Source organism: Pseudomonas sp. LBUM1660 (genome assembly GCF_059695935.1).
The window spans coordinates 4,277,706-4,304,111 of sequence record NZ_CP166795.1 but is presented as its reverse complement, the minus strand read 5'-3'; the positions used below and the strand labels follow the sequence as shown (position 1 = coordinate 4,304,111).

11 protein-coding genes are annotated in these 26,406 nt (G+C 61.4%); 5 read left to right on the top strand and 6 right to left on the bottom strand.

The window, feature by feature from the left end:
* Positions 1-801, top strand: coding sequence for an aminoglycoside phosphotransferase family protein (locus ACA068_RS19935; RefSeq protein WP_497304212.1), 801 nt, complete (start codon positions 1-3; stop codon positions 799-801).
* Between the two features lie 494 nt (positions 802-1,295).
* Here ACA068_RS19935 and inhA read toward each other — a convergent pair whose 3' ends face one another.
* A complete protein-coding gene (gene inhA, locus ACA068_RS19930) occupies positions 1,296-1,973 on the bottom strand; it encodes an isonitrile hydratase (RefSeq protein ID WP_497304210.1) in 678 nt (225 codons plus the stop codon).
* 90 nt (positions 1,974-2,063) lie between these two features.
* Between inhA and ACA068_RS19925 the strand changes: the two genes are divergently transcribed.
* The gene (locus ACA068_RS19925) at positions 2,064-3,047 is read left to right on the top strand and encodes a GlxA family transcriptional regulator (RefSeq protein ID WP_497304208.1); all 984 of its coding nucleotides are present in this window, start codon (positions 2,064-2,066) and stop codon (positions 3,045-3,047) included.
* Here ACA068_RS19925 and ACA068_RS19920 read toward each other — a convergent pair.
* The 5 genes from ACA068_RS19920 to idi form a co-directional block, all read right to left on the bottom strand.
* Positions 3,016-3,918 (bottom strand): alpha/beta fold hydrolase, encoded by a 903-nt coding sequence (locus tag ACA068_RS19920; RefSeq protein ID WP_497304206.1) that lies wholly within the window; start codon positions 3,916-3,918, stop codon positions 3,016-3,018. The genes ACA068_RS19925 and ACA068_RS19920 overlap by 32 nt on opposite strands.
* 59 nt (positions 3,919-3,977) lie before the next feature.
* On the bottom strand, positions 3,978-4,367 hold the full coding sequence (locus tag ACA068_RS19915) for a hypothetical protein (RefSeq protein WP_497304204.1): 390 nt from the start codon (positions 4,365-4,367) through the stop codon (positions 3,978-3,980).
* A gap of 444 nt (positions 4,368-4,811) precedes the next feature.
* Positions 4,812-6,638 (bottom strand): glycoside hydrolase family 15 protein, encoded by a 1,827-nt coding sequence (locus ACA068_RS19910; RefSeq protein WP_497304202.1) that lies wholly within the window; start codon positions 6,636-6,638, stop codon positions 4,812-4,814.
* On the bottom strand, positions 6,631-7,419 hold the full coding sequence (locus ACA068_RS19905; RefSeq protein WP_497304200.1) for a glucose 1-dehydrogenase: 789 nt from the start codon (positions 7,417-7,419) through the stop codon (positions 6,631-6,633). Before ACA068_RS19905 ends, ACA068_RS19910 begins: the two co-directional genes overlap by 8 nt.
* Before the next feature lie 285 nt (positions 7,420-7,704).
* Complete coding sequence (idi, locus tag ACA068_RS19900; protein WP_497304198.1) at positions 7,705-8,259, bottom strand: isopentenyl-diphosphate Delta-isomerase; 555 nt, start codon at positions 8,257-8,259, stop codon at positions 7,705-7,707.
* Between the two features lie 282 nt (positions 8,260-8,541).
* Here idi and ACA068_RS19895 point away from each other — a divergent pair, with 282 nt between their 5' ends.
* The 3 genes from ACA068_RS19895 to ACA068_RS19885 all read left to right on the top strand — a co-directional run bounded on the left by ACA068_RS19895 (position 8,542) and on the right by ACA068_RS19885 (position 26,405).
* Positions 8,542-9,714 carry an MFS transporter gene (locus ACA068_RS19895; protein ID WP_497304196.1) on the top strand — a complete coding sequence of 391 codons (1,173 nt, stop codon included), beginning with the start codon at positions 8,542-8,544 and terminating at the stop codon, positions 9,712-9,714.
* Between the two features lie 172 nt (positions 9,715-9,886).
* On the top strand, positions 9,887-10,621 hold the full coding sequence (locus tag ACA068_RS19890) for a thioesterase II family protein (protein ID WP_497304194.1): 735 nt from the start codon (positions 9,887-9,889) through the stop codon (positions 10,619-10,621).
* A gap of 208 nt (positions 10,622-10,829) precedes the next feature.
* Positions 10,830-26,405 carry a non-ribosomal peptide synthetase gene (locus tag ACA068_RS19885; protein WP_497304192.1) on the top strand — a complete coding sequence of 5,192 codons (15,576 nt, stop codon included), beginning with the start codon at positions 10,830-10,832 and terminating at the stop codon, positions 26,403-26,405.
* The last annotated feature ends 1 nt before the right edge of the window (position 26,406 follow it).

Below are 26,406 nucleotides of genomic sequence, written 5' to 3'. Positions count from 1 at the left end.
ATGTTTGAAAACTGGTTGAAACGCTGGGCCCTGGTGCCGGACGGCGAACCGATCATCACGCCCGGCAGTCGTTTGCTGCCGGTACGAATGGGTGATTTGCCGGCCATGTTGAAGGTCGCTGTCGATGCCGAGGAAAAGTTTGGCAATCTGCTGATGACCTGGTGGGACGGCGAGGGCGCCGCGCGGGTTTACGCTCATCATGGCGATGCGTTGGTGCTGGAACGTGCCGAGGGTGAGCGTTCGCTGATGCACATGGCGCTCAACGGCCAGGATGACGAGGCCAGTCGGATCCTGTGCGCGGCGCTGGCTCGTTTACACGCACCGCGTCCATCATCGCCACCGCCGCTGGTACCGTTGTCGTCATGGTTCGCTTCCTTGCGCATGGCCGCCGAAAAGGAGGGCGGCGCTTACTTGCTCAGTCTGAAAACCGCCGAAGCGTTGCTCGCCGAGCCGCAGGATGTGGTGGTTTTGCACGGCGATATGCATCACGACAATGTGCTGGATTTCGGCCCGCGAGACTGGCTCGCTATCGATCCCAAGCGGGTGATTGGCGAGCGCGGGTTCGACTACGCCAACCTGATCTGCAATCCCGAATTGCCGACGGCGACTGATCCGCAGCGCTTCAAAAAACAAATCGAGGTAGTGGCCCAGGCAGCGGGGCTGGAACGTCAACGGCTGGTGCAATGGGTGTTGGCGTTTGCCGGGTTGTCGGCGGCCTGGTTTCTCGAGGATAACGATGAACTTGCGGCGCAAGGTCAGCTGCAGGCCGCTGAACTCGCGGCTTCCATGCTGGTTGCCTGACGCGTCTAAGGGTTTTCGGAAGGGCGGGTATGGCGAATGTCTTACACGCTATGGTAGCTATGTCGTCTATTGCACATTGGATCCGAAGCGTAATCTAGCTTCATCAACTGAAGCACAGGGAGTGCTTCAGGATCACGGATGATCGACCATTAGCAAGGATTCGCTGCCGACAGGGAGTCGATATGGTCTTGGGAAAACCCGCTTCGGCGGGTTTTTTTTCGCCTTTTGAAAACTGTAGGATCGCCGCAGCGCTCGCTCCTACATTGTCCGCATACAATTTGATTCTTATGGTCAATGGCTTACACCGGCTAACGGGTATGTCGTCTTTTGATGCTTCGCCGTTGCGCTTATTCTGGATTCATCAACTGAAGCACAGGGAGTGCTCAGGATCACGGATGATCGACCATTGGCCAGGATGGCTGCCGACAGGATGTCGAAAATGGTCTTGAGAAACCCGCCTAGGCGGGTTTTTTTTCGCCTGTCGAAAAGTACGGCTACAGTCTGGCCGCCGCCCGCTCAGTGATCTGCGCCCTTTGCTGCAGGGATGGCGCCGCACGCCGATGCGCGTCTGCCAATACGCTCGGCGGCGCTGTTTCAGGGCTGCCTGCCTGGAACGGCGGTGCCGGGGCGTATTCCAGCTGCAACTGCACCAGCTCGGCCGTGTCCTTATCGAACAACTCAGCCGCCAGGGTCAGGGCAAAATCGATCCCTGCGGTAATCCCGCCACCGGTCAGCAGATTGCCGTCGCGCACCACCCGATCCTTCACAGGGATTGCTCCCAAAGGTGCCAACAATTCGTGATAAGCCCAGTGCGTGGTCGCGCGTTTGCCCTTCAGCAGACCGGCCGCGCCGAGCACCAGCGCGCCGGTGCACACCGACGTGACGTAACGTGCGTTAGCCGCTTGGGCCTTGATGAAAGCCAATGTCTGCTCATCCTCCATCAACGGCCCGACACCGCTGCCCCCGGGAATGCAGATCACGTCCAGCGCCGGGCAATCGTCGAAGGTGGTCGTCGGCTTCAGCACCAGCCCCGTACTTGCGGTGACCGGCACCAGGTCCTTCCAGATCAAATGCACCTTCACGTCCGGCAGCGAGGCCAGCACGTCGTAAGGGCCGGTGAGGTCCAGTTGTTGAACCTGTGGAAACAACAGAAAGCCGATCTGCAACGTCATGGTGTTTTTCTCATGAAGTGGGTGGACGGCTTCACTCTAGGCTCGTAGGATCTGGCGCATACGCCAATCACCCCACGAATTACGCCAATCATGCCTAAAACCATTCATGTGCTCGCGTTCGCCAAGGTGCAGCTGCTTGATGTCACCGGGCCGTTACAGGTGTTTGCCTCGGCCAACGACATCGCCCGTCAACAAGGTTTGCCGCCACCCTATGCGCCGACGGTGATTGCCAGCGGTGGTGGGGTGGTGATGTCGTCGGCGGGGCTGGCGCTGTTGGCCGAGCCGTTGCCCGAGCAAGGTAGCGACACCTTGATCATCGCCGGCGGCTGGGGTGTCTACGCGGCGGCGGAAGATGAGTCGCTGGTGGCCTGGGTGCGTGAACATGCGATGGCGTGTCGGCGGGTGTCATCGGTGTGCACCGGGGCGTTTTTACTGGCGGCCAGTGGTTGGCTCGATGGTCGGCGGGTGGTGACTCACTGGACCCGTTGCGAGCAACTGGCGCAGAAGCATCCCCTGTTGCGGGTCGAACCCAACCCGATCTTTATCAACGACGGACCGGTCTGGACCTCGGCCGGCGTCACGGCCGGTATCGACCTCTCATTGGCGATGGTCGAAGAGGATCTCGGTCGCACCATGGCCCTGGACGTCGCTCGGCAACTGGTGGTGTTCCTCAAGCGCCCGGGCGGTCAGTCGCAGTTCAGCGTGACGTTGTCCCTGCAAAAGGAAGGCAACCGGTTCGACGAACTTCATGCCTGGATCAGCGAAAATCTCACCATGGACCTTGGTATCCCGACACTCGCCTTGCAGGCCGGCATGAGCGAGCGCAGCTTCGTTCGCCATTATCGCGCCGACACCGGCCAGACTCCGGCGCGGGCTATCGAGCTGATCCGGGTCGAAACGGCGCGACGCTTGCTCAGTGATACCGGTCTGCCGATCAAACGGGTGGCGGTGCAGTGCGGGTTCGGCAGCGAAGAAACGCTTCGACGCAGTTTCCTGCGGGCCATGGGCGTGACGCCGCAAGCGTATCGCGAGCGGTTTTCTGTCAGCGCTGAAGCAGATCGAGTATGGCCTTGAGTGTCGCTTCGGGCGCTTCTTCGGGAATGTTGTGGCCAATGCCCGCCAGCACTCGCCGCTCATAAAATCCAGTGAAGTGCTCGATGTCCTCGTCGATCTCCGGCGCCGGTCCGACGCCATCGTCGGCACCACACAGGGAAATCGTCGGGACGCTGATCGGCGGTTGCCGGGTCAGCGCTTCTTCCATCCACTCCAGTGCTGGATCGCCTGGCGTGTACATGAAGCGGTGACGGTACGAGTGAATCACCACCTCGACGAAATCCGGGTTATCAAAGACCGGTGCGCTCAGCGGGAAGCGCTCAGGGCCTTTGGCCCAGGTCGGTGACCATAGTTTCCAGAGCAATTCGCACAAGTCCCGACGATTTTTCGTCAGACCCTCGACCCCGCGTGGGGTATGGAAGTAATACTGATACCAGAGGCGATGCTCGGTTTCCGGGGCCTGTGGCTGCGTGGAGCCGGGGATATTCTGCAGGTTGTAGCCGTCGCCCGTCACCAGACAGCGAACCCGTTCCGGCCAAAGCGCCGCCACAATGCACGCCGCCCGACCGCCCCAGTCGTAGCCGCAGAGCGTGGCCTTCGAGATGGCCAGCGCGTCAATCAAGTCCAGCAGATCCTGGGCGAGGGCGGCTTGCTGGCCGGAGCGCAGGGTGTTGGGGCTATTGAAACGGGTCGGGCCGTAGCCGCGCAGGTACGGGACGATAACGCGGTAGCCCCGAACAGCGAGGGCCGGGGCGATTTCGTCGTAACCGCGTGGGGAGTAAGGGAAGCCGTGGAGGAGGATAATCGGATCGCCGGTGGCAGGGCCGTGTTCTTCGTAGGCAACCGTCAACGTTGGGGTCTTGATGCTCTGGATCAACGCTTCATTGTTCATCGGACACTCCAGAGGTGTTTGTGAAACGGATGATGCAAAGAGACCAGGGTAGCGCCGCCTCAGACTTCCACTTCCGCCACCTGATTAAAGTACTTCGACCGGTCCGGCGTAAACGTCACCACCATCCTGGTCCGCGAACACGTCAGGGCTCGCTCTTCTTCCAGATCAACATCCAGATCTTCCCCACGCAAACCCTGCCACTGGGCCAGGTATTTAAGGGATCCGTATTTTTCGAGTTTCTTCAGGCTGCGACTCACGCCACCTTTCCAGCCCAGCACCGGCAGTTCGCCGGCAAGGCAGCGTTGGGCGAGTTCGGGGAAACGGACGGCGCGTTGGCGGCCGATTTCCCAGCATTTGATCAGGCCCTTGTCGTGGGCTTCCCACAGTTCATCGCGGTTCAGGCCTGAACGGAGTGGGGAATCGATGTGGCGGTGGATGCGGTGGCTCATTCTGGTTCCTTGAATTCGGGTTTTATCGGGCAGCTCCGCTGCACCCGTTGACTGTGGATGGTAGGGGGGGATGTAACGGCTGGCAACAAGGTATTTCCGTGCGTAGGAGCCCAGTGTTGCGTCGGTAAACAGTAAGTTCTGTTTAGATTTTGTAGGAGTTTGGCCTGAAAAAGCCTGTGGCGAGGTGTGTTTCCCAAGGTGACTGTGTTGAAGTTCTTCAAGGGCTAGCTTTGATCCTACAAGCAGCGTCGTGAAAAGCGACGTTTCTGGCGTGTTTTGGCGGACAGAGGTGTTCAGTTGGTTTTGTGTTGAGGCTGGTGGCCTCTTCGCGGGAAAGTCGGATCGCCGCCCGCACGCTCCCACAGGGTATGCGTCGTTCACAAATAGCGTGTTTGACACAAATCCTGTGGGAGCGAGCCTGCTCGCGATTGGGGCAACGCGGTCTCAAGGCTGCCAGTAATTCTTCTCCCCACTCAATTTCCGATCCAGAAAACTCGCCGCGCTGATCAGCGCCAGGTGGGTCAGCGCTTGCGGCGTGTTGCCCAGATGCCGCCCATGGCTGTCGAACTCTTCGGCGTACAACCCCAGCGGATTGGCGTACCTGAGCAACTGTTCAAACTCCAGGTGCGCCTTTTCCACCTGGCCCGCCCGGGCCAGGCATTCGACGTACCAGAACGAACATGCGGCAAAGGCGCCTTCGGTGCCAGTGAGGCCGTCGATCTGGCTGTCTTCGTTGCGGTAGCGGTAGACCATGCCGTCGCGTACCAGGGTTTTCTGGATGGCTTCGAGGGTCGATAGCCAGCGCGGGTCCTTGGCGCTGACGAAACGCACCAGTGGCATCAGCAACATCGAGCCGTCCAGCGCGGTACCGCCGATGTGCTGCACGAAATGCCCGCGTTCTTCGTTCCAGAAGTTGTCCCAGATGTCGGCGTAAATCGCCTGGCGGGTCTGGTCCCAGCGGGCGAACGGCGCGGGCAGGGAGCGTTTTGAGGCGAGGCGAATGGCCCGGTCCAAGGCCACCCAGCACATCAGCCGCGAGTGCAGGAAGTGATGCTGTTCGCCGCGCATCTCCCAGATGCCCACGTCCTTTTGCTGCCAGGTTTCACAGACTTGATCCACTACTTTCACCGCGTGTTGCCAGCCCTCGTGGGAGATGGCATCGCCGTATTTGTTGACTAGGTACACCGCGTCCATCAGCTCGCCGAAGATGTCGAGCTGGACCTGATCGTAAGCCTGATTGCCGATGCGCACCGGCGTCGCGCCGCCGTGGCCGGACAGGTGCGAGAGCTCGGTTTCCGGCAGTTCCTGGCGACCGTCGATGGCATAGAGGATGTTGAGTTTCATCGGTTTGCCCTGGCAATCGCTGACCCGCCCCCGCAGCCAGCCCATGTAATCGTTGGCCTCTTGAACGAAACCCAGACGCATGAAGGCGTAGACGGTGAACGAGGCATCGCGGATCCAGGTGTAGCGGTAGTCCCAGTTGCGTTCGCCGCCGGGCGTTTCCGGCAGGCCGAACGTGGCAGCTGCGAGGATCGCGCCGTGTTTGCGCGAGGTCAGCAGCTTCAGGGCCAGGGCAGAACGGTTGACCATTTCCCGCCAGCGACCGCGGTAGTTGGACTGGCCCGTCCAGTCGCGCCAGAACTTCAGCGTGCGTTCCAGGCACAAACCCGCGGCGCCTTCCTTGAAACGCGGATCGTCGATGCCGCCGAGCAGGAATTCGGCGCTCTGGTCTTGCTTGAGGGTGAATTCGGCGACTGCCGCATTGCCATCAACACGCAGAACCTGATCTGAAGAAAGTCGCATGGACGGTTGGTCGGCTGCCTCGAAAGCCACGTCTTTGTTATCCATGCGCGCGCGGGTCTTGGCGCGAGCGTAGTCATGACTCACCGCGCAACGCATGTGAAACGTCGCGTGGCCGCTGACCACCCGAACACGACGCATCAGCACCGGAAAATCATCTTCACTGTCGCCAATCGGCAACAGGTCGGTGACTTCAACCACGGCGCGATCGCTGAGCCAGCGGGTTTGCAGCACGTTGGTGTCGGGCAGGTAAATCTGTTCGCGACGGGCATCGGGCAGGTCCGGCGACAATTGGAAAATACCGGCCTCGGGCGTGTCCAGCAGCGAGCAGAAGATCGATGGGCTGTCGAACTCCGGCCAGCAGAAAAAGTCGACGCTGCCCTTGTCGTTGACCAGCGCCGCGCTGCGCATGTCGCCGATGATGCCGTGGGCATCGATGTTGCTTTGTCGCTCGGGATGATGATCAGCCATTGCCGCGAAACTCCGGATAGAGGCTCATGCCGCCGTCGATGAACAGGGTGGTGCCGACGATGTAGTCGGAAGCATCGGAAGCGAGGAAGACCACCGCGTTGGCGATGTCCTCGACTTCACCGACCCGGCCGTAAGGGATGAGTTTGAGCAGTTGCTCCTCGTTGGCGGCACGATTGATATCCGTGCGAATGGCCCCCGGCGCAATGCCGTTGATGCGAATGCGCCGGTGGCTGACTTCCTGGGCGAGGGTTTGCATCAGCATGTCTACGCCGCCCTTGGACGCGGCGTAATTGACGTGGCCGGCCCAGGGAATGCGCTGGTGCACCGAGCTCATATGAATAATCTTGCCGGCGGCCCGGGACACGCCTTCGCGAATACCTTGCCGGTTGAAAATACGCAGGGCGGCGCGGGCGCAGAGGAATTGACCAGTGAGGTTGACGCCGATCACCTGGTTCCAGTCGGCGAGTGTCATGTCCACCGCCTTGGCGTCTTTTTGCATACCCGAATTGGCCACCAGAATGTCCAGCGAACCGAACGCCTCGAGGGTTTTCGCGAAAAGCCGTTCGACGTCTTCTTCCTTGGAAACGTCGGCACCGATGGCGATAGCCCGACCGCCTTCAGCGTTGATCTGCCGGGCCAGTTCTTCGGCGGGTTCAGCCTGCGAGTGGTAGTTGATCACCACCGCGGCTCCGGCGGCGGCCAATGCCTTGGCGGCGCCTGCGCCGATGCCGGAGCTGGCACCGGTGATGAGGGCGACTTGTTGGTCGAGAGCAATCAGCATGAACGTTTGCGCCTTAAAGTGAGCACCTAATTAGCTGACCGGTTTGCAGGACGCAGAGTTCACTTTGGGATCCGGGACCGCTGAGCCGGCGTGCGGGCCGGTCGAATGAGCCCAAGCTTGCTTAGCCAGGCATTGGTTTGCTGTTCAATACTGGCCGCAATGGGAGAGCAGTGACCCGGCCATGGGTATTCGAAGGCCGGGATGTGCAACTCATCAAGCTCTTCGAGGGCGGTAGTGGTCGACATGATCGTCTCGAGGGCGACTGTTCATGAAAGGGCTCTCTATTCAGGAGCCGCCTGGACTCGCTTCTGCGAGATCTTTCCAGGCGCTTAGCCCGGTGGGGCCAATGGTTTCGAGCAGCCGGCGAAACCAGATAGTGAAGGTCTCGGGTTCGGCGGCAATACGCAGGGTAAGCTCGGACAGTGTTTGCCATTGCCAGTCATTGGCTTCTTCGGGATTGGCGACGGGCGCGCAATCGCTGGTGCCGACGAATATGTGGCCGTATTCGTGCTCGATGAGCTGGTTTGAAACCGGCTCACGGTAGAGGAGGGTGAAGACTTTACGCAATTGACAGGTGATGCCCATTTCTTCAAACAAGCGGCGTTTCGCGGCGGCTGCGGTCCGTTCGCCCGGGCGGGGATGACCGCAGCAGGTATTGCTCCACAACCCCTGGGAATGGTATTTGCCGAACGCGCGCTGTTGCAGTAGCAGGCGGCCTTCGCTGTTAAAAATGAAGATTGAGAACGCGCGGTGCAAGAGGCCCTGTTGATGGGCCTGCAACTTCTCGGCGATGCCTTTTTTGCGATCCTGGCGGTCGACCAGAATAAGAAACTCGTCCATAGCCAGACTCCATGGTGTCTTCGCTACCGGACCTTTACTGCTGACCAGACGACGTAGGGAAATTCAGACGTGTACCTGTATTAATCGAAATCTAGTCAAGGCTTTTACCCCCTGCAAATTTTTATTAGACCGTTTTCAACGTCTCGTTAAAGTGCCTGAGGGCATGCCGACCTAAGTGTTTTGTACAAGGGTTGAGCAACGTTCACATTCAACCAACAAATACTCACTTTGCCCTCGATCAGTCTTATGGCAACTTGCACGCCCCAGCTGAGACCTGACCTCATGGCCAACCCCTACCGCGATCTATTCAAGGCCCCAGGCAGCAGAGCCTTTGTACTGGCTGGCATGATCGCGCGCATGCCGATTTCCATGACCGGTATCGGCCTGATCACCATGCTCTCGCAACTGCAAGGCGGCTACGGTCTGGCCGGTGCGGTGGCGGCGACGTTTGCCTTGGCCACGGCGTTTTGTGCGCCGCAAGTCTCGCGGCTGGTGGATCGCTTTGGCCAGGGCCGGGTTCTGCCGATCTCGGCGCTGATTGGTGGTGGGGCATTGTTGCTGGTGTTGCTGTGCACTCGCTTGCAGGCGCCGCAGTGGACATTGTTTGTGTTCGCCGCGCTGGCCGGTTGCATGCCGAGCATGTCGGCGATGGTCCGGGCGCGCTGGACCGAGGTGTATCGCGGCCAGCCGGAGCTACGAACCGCTTACGCGCTGGAATCAGTGCTGGACGAAGTCTGCTTTATTGTCGGGCCGCCGCTGTCGGTGGGACTGTGCGTGGTGGCGTTCCCCGAGGCGGGGCCATTGGCGGCGTTGTTGATGCTGGCGATCGGGGTGACGGCGTTTGTGTTGCAGCGCGACACCGAGCCGGCGATTCATCCCCATGAAGAACTCCATCAGGGCTCGATCATCCGTTCGCTCGACATTCAATTGCTGATGCTGTTGATGGTCGCCATGGGCACCATCGTTGGCGTGGTGGATGTGGTCAGCGTCGCCTTCGCTCAACAACAGGGCCAACCGGCGGCGGCGAGCATTGTGTTGTCGGTGTATGCCATTGGTTCCTGCCTGTCGGGATTGGCATTCGGAGCGTTGCGCTCGAAAGTGCCGCTGCCACGATTGTTCCTGTATGGCGGGGTGGCGACGGCGGTGACCACGCTGCCGTTGCTGCTGGCGACGAACATTCTCGGGCTGTCGCTGGCGGTGTTTGTCGCCGGGCTGTTTTTTGCGCCGACGCTGATTGTGGCGATGGCGTTGGTGGAGCAAATTGTGCCGCCGGCCAAACTGACGGAAGGCCTGACATGGCTGGTCACCGGGTTGAGCATTGGCGTGGCGATTGGCGCGGCAAGTTCGGGTTGGCTGATCGATGCATATGGGGCCCGTAGCGGGTTTTGGGTGGCGATTGCTGCTGACGCCGTGGTCCTCGGTTCCGCAGTCCAAAGCTTCCGCCATTTGAAATAAAGAACCCCTGTAGGAGTGAGCCTGCTCGCGATAGCGGTGTAACAGTCACCATCAAGTTGACTGACACACCGCTATCGCGAGCAGGCTCACTCCTACAGGGGGTATGTGTACGACTAATTCCCCGCGGCGCTCATCCGTTCTCTAATACAGACAACTTTTCGAGGTAAGCCCGGTGACCCAGCTGACATTGCTGTGCCTGCCCTATTCAGGCGCGAGCGCCATGGTCTACAGCCGCTGGCGGCGCAAATTGCCGGAGTGGCTGAAGTTGCAACCGGTTGAGCTGCCAGGGCGCGGCGCACGGTTTGGCGAAGCACTGCAGACCGATATGCGCGCGTTGGCCCGTCAATTGGCGGCAGAGTTGCAAACGTCCTTGCGCGCGCCTTACGCATTGTTCGGCCATAGCCTGGGTGCGTTGCTGGCTTGTGAACTGGCCCACGCCTTGCGCGCGCTGGGCTGCCCGGAACCGGTGGCACTGTTCGCCTCGGGTACCGCCGCGCCGACGATGCGCAGTGATTACGACCGGGGCTTTGGCGAGCCCAAGAGCGACGCAGAACTGATCGATCAGTTGCGCATGCTCAATGGCACCAGTGAAGAGATTCTGTCTAACGAAGAGTTGATGAGCCTGACGTTGCCGGTCCTGCGTGCCGACTTTTTGCTGTGCGGACGTTTTGAGCCGTTGCCGCGTCCATTGCTCAAATGTCCCGTGCACGTGCTCGGCGGCACCACCGACCGTGCCACCACCGAACAGTTGATCGGCTGGAGTAAGGAAACCCACGGCAGCTTTTCCGTGGACATGCTGGCGGGTGGACACTTCTTTATCCATGAGCACGAGGCCAAGGTGTTGCGGGTGATCAAGGATCAACTCGACGTTCACCATCGCCGACATGGCTTGATGGCCGTCAGCTAACAGATCTCAAACTTCACTCAATACCTGTGGGGGTGGGCAAGTCGAATCGTCGCACCGCCGCTCCCACAGGTTTTTCCATCGCCCTGTATTTCCTCATTCCATTCTCCTTTCTGACACTTGTTCTCATTCGCTAATTTTTCCGGTCTGCATTCGTTTTATAGGAACGACGTGCCTTTGTGCTTCCTGCCAACGATCCGGATGCTTAGAAATGAATGCTGAAGACTCCTTGAAACTTGCTCGCCGGTTTATCGGGCTGCCCCTGGAAAAGCGGCACATGTTCCTTGCGGCCTTGCAAAAGGAAGGCGTTGATTTCGCCCGGTTCCCCATTCCTGCCGGTGTAGCCGCCGAGGATCGCCAGGCACTGTCGTACGCCCAGCAACGCATGTGGTTTCTCTGGCAACTGGACCCGCACAGCGGTGCCTATAACCTGCCCGGCGCGGTGCGTCTGACCGGGCGTCTGAACCTGCCGGCGCTGGAGCAAGCCTTCGCCAGCCTGGTGGCGCGTCACGAAACCCTGCGCACGGTATTCCAGCGCCAGGCCGACGACACCTTGCTACAAGTGCCGGTCAGTGCGCCGCTGGTCATCGATCAGGTGGATTTCAGCGCGTTACCAGCCTCGGAGCGCGAAGTGGCAGTCGCCCACGCAGCCGAGCAGCAATCAGTGCTGCCATTTGATCTGTCGGTTGGCCCACTGCTGCGCGTTACCTTGCTCAAGCTCGCCGACGAAGAACACGTCTTGCTGTTGACCCTGCACCACATCGTTTCCGACGGCTGGTCGATGAACGTGCTGATCGACGAATTCATCCGCTGCTACGACGCCTTTGAGGCGGGCACGCAACCGCAACTCGCAGCCTTGCCGATCCAGTACAGCGACTACGCCTTGTGGCAACGCCGCTGGCTCGAGGCGGGCGAACAGGCGCGCCAGCTCGATTACTGGCAGGAGCAACTGGGTGACGAGCACCCGGTGCTGGAACTGCCCACCGATCACCCGCGCCCGGCGATGCCGAGCTATCGCGGCACCCGCTATGAATTCGCGGTCGACAACCATCTGGCCGAGCAACTGCGCAGCACTGCACAGAAACACAACATCACGCTGTTCATGCTCTTGCTTGGCGCATTCAACGTGCTGCTGCATCGCTACACCGGGCAGACCGATATCCGCGTCGGCGTGCCGATCGCCAACCGCAACCGCGCCGAGATCGAAGGCCTGATCGGTTTCTTCGTCAACACCCAGGTGCTGCGCACGAAGCTTGACGGCCAGACCCGCGTCGACGAATTGCTGCGCGCCATCAAGGAAACCGCCCTTGGCGCCCAGGCTCATCAGGACTTGCCATTCGAGCGCCTGGTGGATGCGCTGAAACTGGAGCGCAGCCTCAGCCACACGCCGCTGTTCCAGGTGATGTACAACCACCAGCCGCATGTTGCGGACATGTCTTCGATCAGCACCGACTCGGGCCTGAAGCTGGGCAGCATCGACTGGCAAAGCCGCACCACCCAGTTCGACCTGACCCTGGATACCTGGGAGAAGGGCGGCAGGCTGCACGCTGCGCTGACCTATGCGGACGACCTTTTCGACGCCGCCACCATCGAGCGGATGGCGCGCCACTGGAGCAATCTGCTGACGGCGCTGGTCGCTGATCAGCGCCAGCGGATCGGTGAAATGCCGTTGCTGGAGGCGGGTGAACAGCAGGTGCTGGTGCATGACTGGAACCGCACTCAGGCTGCTTACCCGACCGATGTCTGCATTCACGCGTTGATCGAAGCTCAGGTTCAGCGAACCCCGGATGCACCTGCCCTGATGTTCGGTGCACGGACGTTGACCTATGGACAGCTCGATGCCCGCGCCAATCAACTGGCTCATCGGCTTCGGGAGCAGGGCGTGGGGCCGGATGGGCTAGTGGGCATTTGCGTTGAACGTTCGCTGGAGATGGTGATCGGTTTGCTGGCCATTCTGAAAGCCGGTGGCGCCTACGTTCCGCTAGACCCGGAATATCCGCAAGAACGCTTGGCCTACATGATCGAAGACAGCGGCATTGCCCTGTTGCTCACTCAATCTTCACTGTTGCCAGCCTTGCCGACCGTTGCGATCGATGTCATTACCCTCGATCAGGACACTGGCTGGCTGGATGCCTACAGCGAGCAGCGTCCTGAGGTGGCGGTGGTTCCTTTGAGCCTCGCGTATGTGATTTACACCTCCGGTTCCACGGGTAAACCCAAAGGCGCCGGCAACAGTCATGCGGCGCTGGTCAACCGTTTGTGCTGGATGCAGGAAGCCTATGGGTTGGGCTCCAGTGACGCGGTGCTGCAAAAAACCCCGTTCAGTTTTGACGTATCGGTGTGGGAATTTTTCTGGCCGCTGATGACCGGTGCCCGTCTGGTGGTGGCCGCGCCTGGCGCGCACCGTGAACCGGCGCGGCTGATCGAGACCATCGGCGAGTACGGCATCAGCACGTTGCACTTCGTGCCGTCGATGTTGCAGGCGTTTATCCACGAGCCGGGTGTCGAGGCCTGTGTCGGTCTCAAACGGATTGTTTGCAGTGGTGAAGCCTTGCCACTCGACGCCCAGCAACAGGTCTTCGCCAAACTGCCCCAGGCTGGATTGTTCAACCTGTATGGCCCGACCGAAGCGGCCATCGACGTCACCCACTGGACTTGTGTCGATGAAGGTGTCGACAGCGTGCCCATCGGTCGGCCGATTGCCAACCTGCGCACCCATGTACTCGATGCCGAACTGTTGCCGGTGCCCAGCGGCGTGGCGGGTGAGTTGTACCTCGGCGGTGCCGGGCTTGCGCGTAGTTACCACCGACGTCCGGGCCTGACCGCCGAGCGTTTTGTGCCGTGCCCGTTCCATGACGGTGCCCGTTTGTACCGCACGGGTGACCGGGTACGCCAACGCGCCGACGGAGTGATCGAATACCTCGGCCGTCTCGATCATCAAGTCAAGTTGCGTGGCCTGCGGATCGAACTGGGGGAAATCGAAACCCGGTTGATGCAGCATCCGCTGGTGCGTGAAGCTGTGGTTCTGGTGCAGGGCGGCAAACACCTGGTGGCGTATCTGGTGCTTGAGAGTGCCGAGCCAGCCGAACAATGGCAGCAGGACGTCAAGGCCTGGCTGCTGGGCAGCCTGCCGGAATACATGGTCCCGACCTACCTGATGACGCTGGCGAAATTGCCGGTCACCGCCAACGGCAAGCTTGACCGCAAAGCCTTGCCGCAGCCGGATGCGGTGCCGCAACAAGCCTTCGTCGAACCTCAAGACGTCATGCAGAAGACGCTCGCCGCCATTTGGCAGGAGGTGCTGGGCCTTGCGCGTGTCGGCCTCGAAGACAACTTTTTCGAACTCGGCGGCGACTCGATCATTTCCATTCAAGTGGTCAGCCGGGCTCGGCAGGCCGGCATCCGCCTGAGCCCACGGGACTTGTTCCAGTACCAGAGTGTGCGCAGTCTGGCGCTGGTGGCCACGCTCGACAGCCACAGCGCTGTCGATCAGGGGCCGGTCAGTGGTGAAGCACGGCTGTCGCCGGTGCAGGCGCTGTTTTTCGAACAACCGGTGGTCGCGCGTGAACACTGGAACCAATCACTGCTGTTGACGCCCCGTGAGCCGTTGAACGGGGGATGGCTCGAGGCGGCGTTGACCCACGTATTGAATCACCATGATGCCCTGCGCCTGCGGTTCAGCCACAGCGCGGATGGCTGGCAACAGGTGCACGGACCGCTGGTCGAGCGCGCAGAGCTGTGGCAGCGCGCCGTCACGTCTACCGAGCAGTTGACCGCCGCCTGCGACGAAGCGCAACGCAGCCTGAACCTGGAAAACGGCCCGCTGCTGCGTGCATTGCTGGTCAGCATGGCCGATGGCAGCCAGCGCTTGTCGCTGATCATTCATCACCTGGTCGTAGACGGTGTTTCCTGGCGCGTGTTGCTTGAAGACCTGCAGCAAGCCTACGAACAACTGGCCAGTGCCGGCCGCGTGTCGTTGCCGGCCAAAACCAGTGCTTATCAGGCCTGGACAGAACGGCTCGTCGAGCAGACGCAGCGGTTTGATGGGCAACTGGCGTACTGGAAACACCAGCAAAGCCGCGCTGCAGAACTGCCGTGCGATCGCCCCGACGGCGGTTTGCAGAATGTACATGGGCAGAAAATCGAATGGCGCCTCGGTGCCGAGCTTACGCGGCAACTGTTGCAGCAGGCGCCAATGGCCTATCGGACTCAGGTCAACGACCTGTTGCTGACGGCGCTGGCGCGCACCATCAGCCGCTGGACCGGCCAGCCGGACACGTTGATCCAACTGGAAGGCCATGGCCGCGAAGACCTGTTCGACGATGTCGATCTGACGCGTACGGTGGGCTGGTTCACCAGTCTGTTCCCGGTCAATCTGACCAGCACCGACGACCTCGATGGTTCTATCAAGACGGTCAAGGAGCAGCTGCGTGCCGTCCCTGACAAAGGCCTGGGTTATGGCGTGTTGCGCTACCTGGCGGACCCGGCGGTCGGCGCGCAATTGTCGGCCCTGACGCAACCGCGCATCACGTTCAACTACCTGGGGCAGTTCGACCGACAGTTCGACGAGAAGGCCTTGCTGGTGCCTGCGACCGAACCGGGCGGTTCGGCTCAGGATGAGCAGGCGCCGTTGGCCAACTGGCTGACCGTTGAAGGTCAGGTATATGGCGGTGAGCTGGGCCTGAGCTGGGGCTTCAGCCACGAGATGTTTGATGACGCGACGATCCAGCGCCTGGCGGAAGATTACGCCGTTCAGTTGCAAGACTTGATTGAACACTGCTGTGCCTTGAAGGCGCCGCTGGCCACCCCGTCCGACTTCCCGTTGGCGCGCATCACCCAGGCACAACTGGATGCCTTGCCGATGGCGGCCTCGACCATCGAGGATGTGTACCCGCTGTCTCCGATGCAGCAGGGCATGTTGTTCCATACCCTCTATGAGCCGGAAGTCGGCGCCTATATCAGTCAGTTGCGCCTGGACGTCCAGGGCCTGGATCCGCAGCGATTCGCCAAGGCCTGGCAAGCGGCCCTTGATCGTCACGATATTTTGCGCAGTAGCTTCCACTGGCAGGGCCTCGATACCGCGCACCAGGTGATTGCCCGTCAGGTGACATTGCCCCTTGAGGTGCTTGAAACGGCCGATCTGGATACGTTGGCCGATACCGAGCGTGCCCTCGGTTTCGCGCTGGATACGGCGCCGCTGTTGCGCCTGAAACTGGTGCGTACCGGCGCCGATGCATGGCACCTGATTTACACCAGCCACCACATCTTGATGGACGGTTGGAGCAACGCGCAGTTGCTGGGCGAAGTGATTGAACATTATGCCGCCGGGCAGGCGTTGCCGACGCCATTGGGGCAGTACCGCGATTACCTTGGCTGGTTGCAACAGCAATCGGCCGCCGCTGGCGAGCAATTCTGGAAAGCTGCATTGGCACCGCTGCAAGCGCCAACGCTGTTGGCCGACGCCTTGCGCCCACCGGTGGGCGGGCAGGGCAGTGAAGTCCATCGCGTTGCCCTGGACCCGCAGGCAACCCAGCGTCTGTCCGAGTTCGCGCGGCAACAGAAAGTCACGCTCAATACCCTGTTGCAAGCGGCCTGGAGCCTGTTGTTGCAACGTTACACCGGTCAGGATTGCGTGGCTTTTGGCGCCACGGTTGCCGGCCGTTCGGCGCCGCTGCCGGGAATCGAGCAACAGCTGGGCCTGTTCATCAACACTCTGCCGCTGGTGTGTGCGATGAGCCCGGATCAGACCGTCAGTCAGTGGCTGAGCGAGCTGCAAGGGCTGAACCTGGCTCTGCGCGAGTACGAGCATGTGCCGTTGTACGATATTCAGGGCTGGGCAGGGCAACAGGGTTCGGCGCTGTTCGACAGCCTGCTGGTGTTCGAAAACTTCCCGGTGGCTGAAGCGCTGAAACAAGGTGCTCCGGCCGGTCTGTCGTTCGCTAACCTGCACAACCACGAACGCACGCACTATCCCCTGACGCTAGGCATCGAACTGGGTGAAGGTTTGAGCCTGGAGTTCAGCTACGACGCGGCGCGCTTCAGTGCTTCGCAAGTCATTGAGCTGAGCGCCAACCTGCAGCACGTGCTCACCCAGTTGAGCACTCAGCCAAACGCCCGACTGGGCGCGATGGAGCTGCTTGACGACGCGGGCGCCCAGGCCATGCTGACGCTCTGCCAGCCGCCAGCGGTGTGCCTGCATGACGACGCGCTGGTGCACCAGCGCATTGCCGCTCAAGCGCACGCAACTCCGGATGCGCTGGCTGTGCAGGCAGGAGAACTGACCCTAAGCTACGGCCAGTTGAACGCTCAGGCCAACCGTCTTGCACACCGCCTGCTCGCCAGTGGCGTTGGCCCCGGCCAGCGTGTCGGCCTGGCAATGCTTCGCGGCCCGCAGCTGATTGTCAGCCTGCTCGCGGTCCTCAAAAGCGGCGCGGCCTATGTACCACTCGACCCGAAATACCCGGCCCAGCGACTGGCCTACATGATCGAAGACAGCCGCCTGGACCTGTTGTTGTGTGAATCCGGTCTGCTGAGCGAAGTGCCGCTGCCATCACACATCACTCGCCTGAGCCTGGATGCGCAGGCCGACGAACTGTCCGGCTACCCCGAGACTGATCCGTTGAACCGCGCGGTGGCCGAGGACCTGGCCTACGTGATCTACACCTCGGGTTCGACCGGGCTACCCAAGGGGGTTGCCATTGCCCACGGTGCCTTGCGCGAGTTCTGCCAGAGCGCTGCCGAGTATTCGGTGCTTGACGCCAGCGATCGCGTGCTGCAGTTCGCGACGTTCAGCTTCGACGGCTTTGTCGAGCAGTGTTACCCGCCGTTGTGTATGGGTGCAGCGCTGGTCATGCGCGGTGACGATCTGTGGGATGCCACGCAACTGGCCGACGAAATCGTCCGCCGTGGTGTGACGCTTGCCGACTTGCCGGCCGCTTACTGGTATCTGCTGGCGCGCGAGTGTGCCAATGGTGTCATCAAAACCCTCGGCGATTTGCGTCAGGTACACGTCGGTGGCGAAGCCATGTCGGTGGAAGGGCTGCGCCTTTGGCACGAGGCCGGCCTGAATCATGTGCGTTTGCTCAACACCTACGGGCCAACCGAGGCAACGGTCGTGTCCAGCGTGCATGAGTGCCGCCTGACGGATGCCAACGACAGTTTCGGTATCCCGATCGGTCGGGCTATTCCCGGTCGCGCGTTGTACGTGCTCGACAGTGCCGGGCAATTGTTGCCTGCCGGTGGCGTCGGCGAGTTGTGCATCGGTGCACCGGCCAGCCTCGCCCAGCGTTACTTCGACCGCCCGGCACTCACCGCCGAACGCTTCCTTCCCGATCCATTTGCCCTTGAGCCGGGCGCGCGGCTTTACCGCAGCGGTGACCTGGCGCGCTACAACAGCGGCGGTGATCTGGAATATGTCGGGCGCATCGACCACCAGGTGAAAATTCGCGGTTTGCGCATCGAAATGGGCGAAATCGAGGCCTGCCTGCAAGCCCGCGATCACGTCCGCGAAGCTGCCGTTATCGCCCAGGACGGTCCGACCGGTGCGCAACTGGTGGCGTACGTGGTGCCGAGTGATGCCGGGTTGCCTGATGCCGAAGAGTCCGTGCAAGCGCAATGGATCGATCAACTCAAATCGGCGTTGCGCCAGGCATTGCCCGAATACATGGTGCCGGCACACCTGGTGTTGCTGGCCGCGTTGCCGCTCAACAACAACGGCAAACTCGACCGCAATGCGCTGCCCAAGGTTGACCTCACTCAGGGGCCGCACACCTGCGTGGCGCCGCAAAGCGACCTTGAAATTCAGCTTGGAAGAATCTGGGAAGCGGTGTTGCAGACCCCCTCGATTGGCCTGACCGACCACTTCTTCGAACGTGGCGGACACTCCTTGCTGGCCACCCAGGTGATTTCCCGGGTGCGTCACGAACTGACCCTTGATGTGCCGATGCGCACCCTGTTCGAACATCCGACGCTAGGGGACTTTGCCGCGTGTTGTGCGACGTTCCAGCACAACGTAACGCTGCCGATGGTTGCGCTTGAGCGCGGCCAGCCCATGCCGTTGTCCTATGCCCAGGAACGCCAGTGGTTCCTTTGGCAACTGGAGCCGGACAGCGCCGCCTACCACGTACCGAGCGCCTTGCGCCTGCATGGTCCGCTGGATGTCGGGGCGCTGCAACGCAGTGTCGACCGGTTGGTGGCGCGTCACGAACCGTTGCGCACCACGTTCCGCCAGGATGACGAACGCACCGTCCAGATCATTCACCCGCAGGGCTCGGTGGACATCCACCCGCAAATCCTTGAAGCCGACGAAGACACAATCCCGAGCTGGGTGCAGACGCAGATCCGTCAGCCATTCGATCTGACGAGCGGGCCGCTGCTGCGAATCAATCTGCTGCAGGTGGCGGCGGATGATCATGTCTTGGTGATCACTCAGCACCACATCGTTTCCGATGGCTGGTCGATGCAGGTCATGGTGCAGGAACTGGTTGAACTGTACGCCAGCGAACACGCTGGCCAGCCGCACCCCCTGACGCCATTGACCCTGCAATACGCCGATTTTGCCCAGTGGCAAAGGCAGTGGATGGACGCGGGCGAGCGCGAGCGACAACTGGCGTACTGGGTTGCGCAGTTGGGCGGTGAACAGCCGGTACTGGAGTTGCCACTGGATCACGCGCGGCCAGCGGTGCAAACCTATCGCGGCGCACGCCTGGACCTGGCGCTGGACTCGAACCTGAGCACGCAGCTGCATGACGTTGCACGACGCGAAGGTGTGACCTTGTTCATGCTGTTGCTGGCCTCGTTCCAGATCCTGTTGCACCGTTACAGCGGTCAAAACGATGTCCGCGTCGGCGTGCCGATTGCCAACCGCAACCGCGCTGAAACCGAGGGACTGATCGGCTTCTTCGTCAATACCCAGGTAATGCGTGGGCAGATCGACGGCGAGCTGAGTGTGCGCGATTTGCTGGAGCAAACCCGACAAGCCGCGCTGGGTGCGCAATCCCATCAAGACCTGCCGTTCGAGCAATTGGTAGACGCCTTGGCGCCGGAGCGTAGCCTGAGCCGCAGCCCGTTGTTCCAGGTGTTGTTCAACCACCAGAGCGCCGACACACCGAGGGCCGGCCTGGATGATTTGCGTATCGAAAGCCTGGCGTGGGACAGCGCCACGGCGCAGTTCGACCTGACCCTGGATTCGACCGAAACCGCTACCGGTCTGAGGGTCTCGCTGACCTACGCCACCGACTTGTTCGAAGCGTCCTCCATTGCGCGCATGGCCGGGCATTGGCAGGCATTGCTGACCGGTATCGTGGCCGAGCCAGGCCAGCGGATCAGCGATTTGTCGATGCTGGCGCCGGCCGAGCGCCAAGTCATCCTGCACGACTGGAACAACACGGCCACCGATTACCCGCTGACCTCAAGCGTGCAGCAGTTGATCGAGGCCCAGGTCTTGAACACCCCACACGCTCCGGCGCTGGTCTTCGCTGACCAAACCCTCAGCTACGCGCAACTTAATACCCGCGCCAACCAGTTGGCCCACAAGCTGATCGGCTTGGGTGTTGGTGCCGAAAGCCTGGTGGGCGTCGCCGCCGAGCGTTCGCTGGAAATGGTCATCGGCCTGCTGGCGGTGCTCAAGGCCGGCGGTGCTTACGTGCCGCTGGACCCGGAATACCCGCAGGATCGCTTGCGCTACATGATCGAAGACAGCGGCGTGCAATTGCTGCTGACCCAGAGCCATTTGCGCGATGCGCTGCCGCTGTCCGCCAGCGTGCAGACGCTGCTGCTGGATGAACCGTTGGGCGGTTATGCTGAGAGCAACCCGAACGTGGCGGTCGATGGCGAAAACCTCGCCTACGTGATCTATACCTCGGGCTCCACCGGCCAGCCAAAAGGCGCGGGCAACCGGCATTCGGCGCTGACCAATCGCTTGTGCTGGATGCAGCAGGCTTATGGTCTGGACGCTGGTGACAGCGTGCTGCAAAAAACCCCGTTCAGTTTCGACGTCTCGGTGTGGGAGTTCTTCTGGCCGTTGATGACCGGCGCAAGACTGGTCGTCGCCGCGCCGGGGGATCATCGCGATCCGGCGAAACTGGTGGCGTTGATCAACCGTGAACAGATCAGCACGCTGCACTTTGTGCCGTCGATGTTGCAGGCCTTTGTGCAGGATATCGACGTGGCGAGCTGCACCAGCCTCCAACGCATCGTTTGCAGCGGCGAAGCCCTGCCGGCGGATGCGCAGCAGCAAGTGTTTGCCAAGTTGCCGAACGCCGCGCTGTACAACCTGTACGGCCCGACTGAGGCGGCCATCGACGTCACCCACTGGACCTGTGTGGAAGAGGGCCGCGACAGCGTGCCGATCGGCCAACCGATCGCCAACCTCGGTTGCTACATCCTCGACGACAACCTGGAGCCGGTGCCAAGCGGTGTGCTGGGCGAGTTGTATCTCGCCGGTGAAGGTCTGGCCCGGGGTTACCACCAGCGGCCGGCACTGACCGCCGAGCGGTTCGCAGTCAGCCCGTTTGGTGACGGCGAGCGGATCTACCGCACCGGCGACCTGGCCCGTTACCGCGCCGATGGCGTGATCGAATACGCCGGGCGGATCGACCATCAGGTCAAGCTGCGTGGCTTGCGCATCGAGTTGGGTGAAATCGAAGCACGGCTGCTGGAGCACGCCACTGTGCGTGAAGCCGCGGTGTCAGTGGTCGATGGCAAGCAACTGGTGGCCTACGTGGTGCTGGTCGACGACAGCGCCGATTGGCGCCCGGACCTGGTCGCGCACTTGCAGCGTGGACTGCCGGACTACATGGTGCCAAATCACTGGCTGAGCCTGGCGCAGATGCCGCTGAGCCCCAACGGCAAACTGGATCGTAAAGCCTTGCCCAAACCTGAACTCAGCACCGGCAAAGCCGACTATGTTGCGCCGCGCAGCGAACTGGAACAGCGCATCGCCGCGGTCTGGGCCGATGTGTTGAAGCTTGAGCGGGTCGGGCTGACGGATAACTTCTTCGAACTGGGCGGCGATTCGATCATCTCGATTCAGGTGGTCGGGCGTGCGCGCCAGGCCGGGATCCAGTTCACCCCAAAAGACCTGTTCCAGCACCAGAACGTCCAGGCACTGGCCACCGTCGCCCGCTTGGGTGTCAGCGGCCCCACCGTTGCTCAAGGGCCGGTCAGTGGCAGTACGCCGTTGTTGCCATTCCAGCAATTGTTCTTCGGTACCGAGATTGCCGAGCGTCATCACTGGAACCAGTCGGTGTTGCTCAAACCGGCCGTAGCCTTGAACTCACAACATCTGGAACAAGCCCTGCAAAGCCTGGTCGCGCATCACGACGCGTTACGCCTGTCGTTCAATCAAACCAGCGAAGGCTGGACGGCTACCCATCGCCCGCTCGACAGCGCACATGCGTTGCTGTGGCAAGGCGCTGTATCCGACGACGCACAACTGCACGAGGCCTGCCTGCAAGCCCAGCGTAGTTTCAATCTGGCCGATGGCCCGCTGGTGCGCGGCTTGTTGCTGGACCTGGCCGATGGTTCTCAGCGCTTGCTGCTAGTGGTGCATCACTTGGTGGTGGACGGCGTGTCATGGCGGATTTTGCTGGAGGATCTGCAAAGTGCCTATCAGCAACTCTGCAACTCACAGGTGACGAAGCTGCCGGCCAAAACCAACGCGTTCAAACACTGGGCCGAACGCTTGCAGCACCATGCGCCAAACCTTGAAGGCGAACTGGACCTGTGGCGCGGGCAATTGCAAGGTGCGCCGACTGACCTGCCATGCGACAACCCGCACGGCAGCGTGCAGAACCGCCATGCCCTGACGGTGCAGACGCGCCTTGGCCAGGACCTGACCCGGCAACTGCTGCAACAGGCCCCGGCGGCCTATCGTACGCAGGTCAATGACCTGTTGATGACGGCACTGGCGCGGGTGATTTGTCGCTGGACCGGCCACGACTCGACGCTGATCCAGCTTGAGGGCCACGGTCGCGAAGACCTGTTCGACGACATCGACGTAACCCGCACGGTCGGTTGGTTCACCAGTGTGTTCCCGGTGCGCCTCACACCGGCCGCAAGCCTCGATGCCTCGATCAAGCAGATCAAGGAACAGCTGCGAGCGATCCCCAACAAAGGGCTCGGTTTCGGTTTGCTGCGTTACATGGGCGATGAGGCCGCGCGTCGAGTGCTCGGCGAGTTGCCGTCACCGCGCATCACCTTCAACTACCTGGGACAGTTCGACAGTCAGTTCGATGACGCCGCGTTGTTCGTGCCGGCCAGCGAAAGTGCCGGCGAAGAGCAGAGCCCACTGGCGCCGCTGGGCAACTGGCTGGAGGTCAATGGCCGTGTGTATGGCGGTGAGCTGAGCCTGGGCTGGACCTTCAGCCGCGAGATGTTCGATGAAGCCACCGTCCAGCGCCTGGCCGATGAGTATGCCGTGGAACTGGGGGCGCTGATCGAGCATTGCAGCCAGGGTCGTCACGCCGGTATCACGCCGTCCGACGTTCCGCTGGCGGCACTGACCCAGGCGCAACTCGATGCCTTGCCGAATGCCGGAGCGGACGTCGAAGACATCTATCCGCTGTCGCCGATGCAGCAGGGCATGTTGTTCCACAGCCTTTACGAGCAAGGGTCGGGCAACTACATCAATCAGATGCGCGTCAGCGTCCAGGGCCTGGACGCCGAGCGTCTGCGCCAGGCCTGGCAGGCCGCGCTGGATAATCATTCGATCCTGCGCACCCGTTTCGTCTGGACCACCGAGCAGGAACAGCCGTTGCAGATCGTGCAGCGTCGGGCTGACCTGCCGTTTGCCTTGCATGACTGGCGTGATCGCATCGACCTGACGCCCGCGCTGGACGCGCTGGCAGAAGAACAACTGCGTGAAGGGTTCGATCTGCTCCAGGCGCCACTGTTGCGCCTGGTGCTGGTGCGTACCGGCAATGACAGCCACGAGATGATCTACACCAGTCATCATATTTTGATGGATGGCTGGAGCAACTCGCAGTTGCTCGGCGAGGTGTTGCAGCGTTATGCCGGGCAGACGCCGGCCGCCACGGTGGGACGTTACGCGGATTACATCGGCTGGTTGCAGCGCCAGGACGCACAGGCCAGCGAGCAGTTCTGGAAAGGGCAGTTAGCGACGCTCGATGAGCCGACGCGACTGGCCCAGGGCCGGATTGATAGCACACCGGCACTGGATGCCAGCGGCCATGATCAGCACACCCGTCTGATGGATCGTGACCAGACGCAACGGCTGAGTGAGTTTGCCCGTCAGCAGAAAGTCACCCTCAACACCCTGGTGCAAGCAGCGTGGCTGCTCTTGCTGCAACGCTATACCGGACAGGCAACGGTCGCTTTCGGCGCCACGGTTGCCGGGCGTCCGGCTGATTTGCCAGGCGTCGAACATCAGGTCGGGTTGTTCATCAACACCTTGCCGGTGATTGCCAGCCCAAGTGCCGAGCAAACGATCGGTGCCTGGTTGCAGCAGGTACAGGCGCAGAACCTGGCCTTGCGCGAGTTCGAATACACGCCGTTGGCAGACATTCAGCGCTGGTCGGGCCAGCGGGGTGATGGCTTGTTCGACAGCCTGCTGGTGTTCGAGAACTACCCGGTGGCCGAGGCGCTGGACAAGGGCGCGCCGCAAGGCATGCGCTTTGGCCAGGTGTCCAGCCACGAACAAACCAACCTGCCGCTGACCGTGCTGGTGGATCTGGGTGACACGCTGTCGTTGCAGTTCGCCTATGCGCGCCGACATTTCAGCGCCGAGATCATCGAGCAGATCGCCAGCCAGATGCAGCACCTGTTGCGGCAAATGGCCGGATCGACGGCGGATCATCTGCTGGGCGAGTTGCGCCTGGTGGATGAGGCGCAGCAGCAATTGATTGTGCGCGACTGGAACCGCAACAGCGCCAGCTATCCGCAAACCGGGAGCCTGCATCAGCTAATCGCGGCCCAGGCGTACAAAACGCCTGACGCGATTGCCGTGAGTCTGGACGATCAGCAACTCAGCTACCGCGAGTTGAATCGCCGGGCCAACCGGCTCGCGCATTTGCTCATCGAGCGCGGCGTAGGTGCCGACGTACTGGTAGGGTTGGCGGCGGAACGTTCGATCGAGATGATCGTCGGCCTGCTGGCGATCCTCAAGGCGGGCGGTGCCTACCTGCCGCTGGACCCGCAATACCCCGCCGAGCGCTTGCAGTACATGGTCGAGGACAGCGGCATCGACTTGCTGCTGATGCAGCCTGGCGTGCTCGCCCACCTGACGCTGCCGACACAGGTTCAGACCTTGCTGCTGGGCAGCGACGGCGAAGTGCAGCCGGATCAACCGGACACCGACCCGCAAGTGACGGTGGACAGCGACAACCTGGCGTATGTGATCTACACCTCCGGTTCTACCGGCAAGCCCAAGGGCACGCTGCTCGCCCATCAGCATGTGTTGCGTTTGTTCGAGGCCACCGACCACTGGTTCAACTTCGGCGCCGAGGATCGCTGGACGTTGTTCCACTCCTACGCGTTCGACTTCTCGGTCTGGGAAATCTTTGGCGCGTTGCTGCACGGTGGCCGACTGGTGATCGTGCCGCACAGCGTCAGCCGTTCGCCGCAAGAGTTTTACGCGCTGTTGTGTCGCGAGCAGATCACGGTGCTGAACCAGACGCCATCTGCCTTCAAGCAATTGATGCAGGTGGCCACCGATGCTCAGGAGCGCGGGCGACCATCACTGCGCTATGTGGTGTTCGGTGGCGAGGCGCTGGAGGTCAAGAGTCTGCGGCCATGGTTCGAGCGCTTCGGCGACAGTGCGCCTCAACTGGTCAACATGTACGGCATCACCGAAACCACGGTGCACGTCACCTATCGACCGCTGACCCTGGCCGACCTGCACAACGACGCTGGCAGTCCGTTGGGCGAGCCGATTCCGGATTTGTCCTGGTACGTGCTGGATGCCGATCTCCACCCGGTGCCCAAGGGTTGCATCGGTGAGTTGCACGTCAGCGGCGCCGGACTCGCCCGCGGTTACCTGAACCGCGCCGATTTCAGTGCCTCGCGCTTCGTACCCAACCCGTTCAGCGACAGCGGTGCGCGGCTGTATCGCACCGGCGACCTGGCGCGCTACTGCGCCAACGGGCGGATTGAGTACTGCGGACGGATAGACCATCAAGTGAAAATTCGCGGCTTCCGCATCGAGCTCGCAGAAATCGAAGCACAACTGCTGGCCTTGCCCGAAATCCGCCAGGCCGTGGTGCTCGATCAGCCGGGTGCCGGTGGCGCGCAACTTGTGGCTTACCTCGTCGCTGCGCAGTCTGTCGCCGCGACAGAGCAGGGCGCATGGCGCGAACAGGTACGCCAGGTACTTAAGGGCAATCTGCCGGATTACATGGTGCCGGCGCATTTGCTGTTGCTCGATCAACTGCCGCTGACCACCAACGGCAAACTCGACCGCAGGGCGCTGCCACAACCGGATGCGAATCTGTTGCAGAACGCCTACGTGGCACCGGTCAGCCCGTTGCAAGAGCAAATCGCCGAGGTCTGGGCTGACGTGTTGAAAGTGGAGCGAGTGGGCCTGGCGGATAACTTCTTCGAACTTGGCGGTCATTCGTTGCTGGCAACCCAGGTGGTGCTGCGCTTGCGCGAGCTGCTGGGCTTCGAAATCCCCCTTGCCAGCCTGTTCGGCAGTGCCGATCTGGCGGCATTCAGCGACGCCGTTCAAGCCCTACAACCCGATTTGCAGCCCGTTCATGATGTTTTGGCTAAATCCTTGGAGGCCCTCAATCGTTTATCAGCAGATGAACTTGAAAAACTGATTTCCTAAC

What these genes read in the sequence shown, in the direction of transcription:
- ACA068_RS19910 (WP_497304202.1), bottom strand. Translation starts at nt 6,638, where the DNA reads ATGGCTGATCATCATCCCGAGCGACAAAGCAACATCGATGCCCACGGC.
- ACA068_RS19905 (WP_497304200.1), bottom strand. Translation starts at nt 7,419, where the DNA reads ATGCTGATTGCTCTCGACCAACAAGTCGCCCTCATCACCGGTGCCAGC.
- inhA (WP_497304210.1), bottom strand. Translation starts at nt 1,973, where the DNA reads ATGACGTTGCAGATCGGCTTTCTGTTGTTTCCACAGGTTCAACAACTG.
- ACA068_RS19895 (WP_497304196.1), top strand. Translation starts at nt 8,542, where the DNA reads ATGGCCAACCCCTACCGCGATCTATTCAAGGCCCCAGGCAGCAGAGCC.
- ACA068_RS19925 (WP_497304208.1), top strand. Translation starts at nt 2,064, where the DNA reads ATGCCTAAAACCATTCATGTGCTCGCGTTCGCCAAGGTGCAGCTGCTT.
- ACA068_RS19885 (WP_497304192.1), top strand. Translation starts at nt 10,830, where the DNA reads ATGAATGCTGAAGACTCCTTGAAACTTGCTCGCCGGTTTATCGGGCTG.
- ACA068_RS19935 (WP_497304212.1), top strand. Translation starts at nt 1, where the DNA reads ATGTTTGAAAACTGGTTGAAACGCTGGGCCCTGGTGCCGGACGGCGAA.
- ACA068_RS19915 (WP_497304204.1), bottom strand. Translation starts at nt 4,367, where the DNA reads ATGAGCCACCGCATCCACCGCCACATCGATTCCCCACTCCGTTCAGGC.
- ACA068_RS19920 (WP_497304206.1), bottom strand. Translation starts at nt 3,918, where the DNA reads ATGAACAATGAAGCGTTGATCCAGAGCATCAAGACCCCAACGTTGACG.
- idi (WP_497304198.1), bottom strand. Translation starts at nt 8,259, where the DNA reads ATGGACGAGTTTCTTATTCTGGTCGACCGCCAGGATCGCAAAAAAGGC.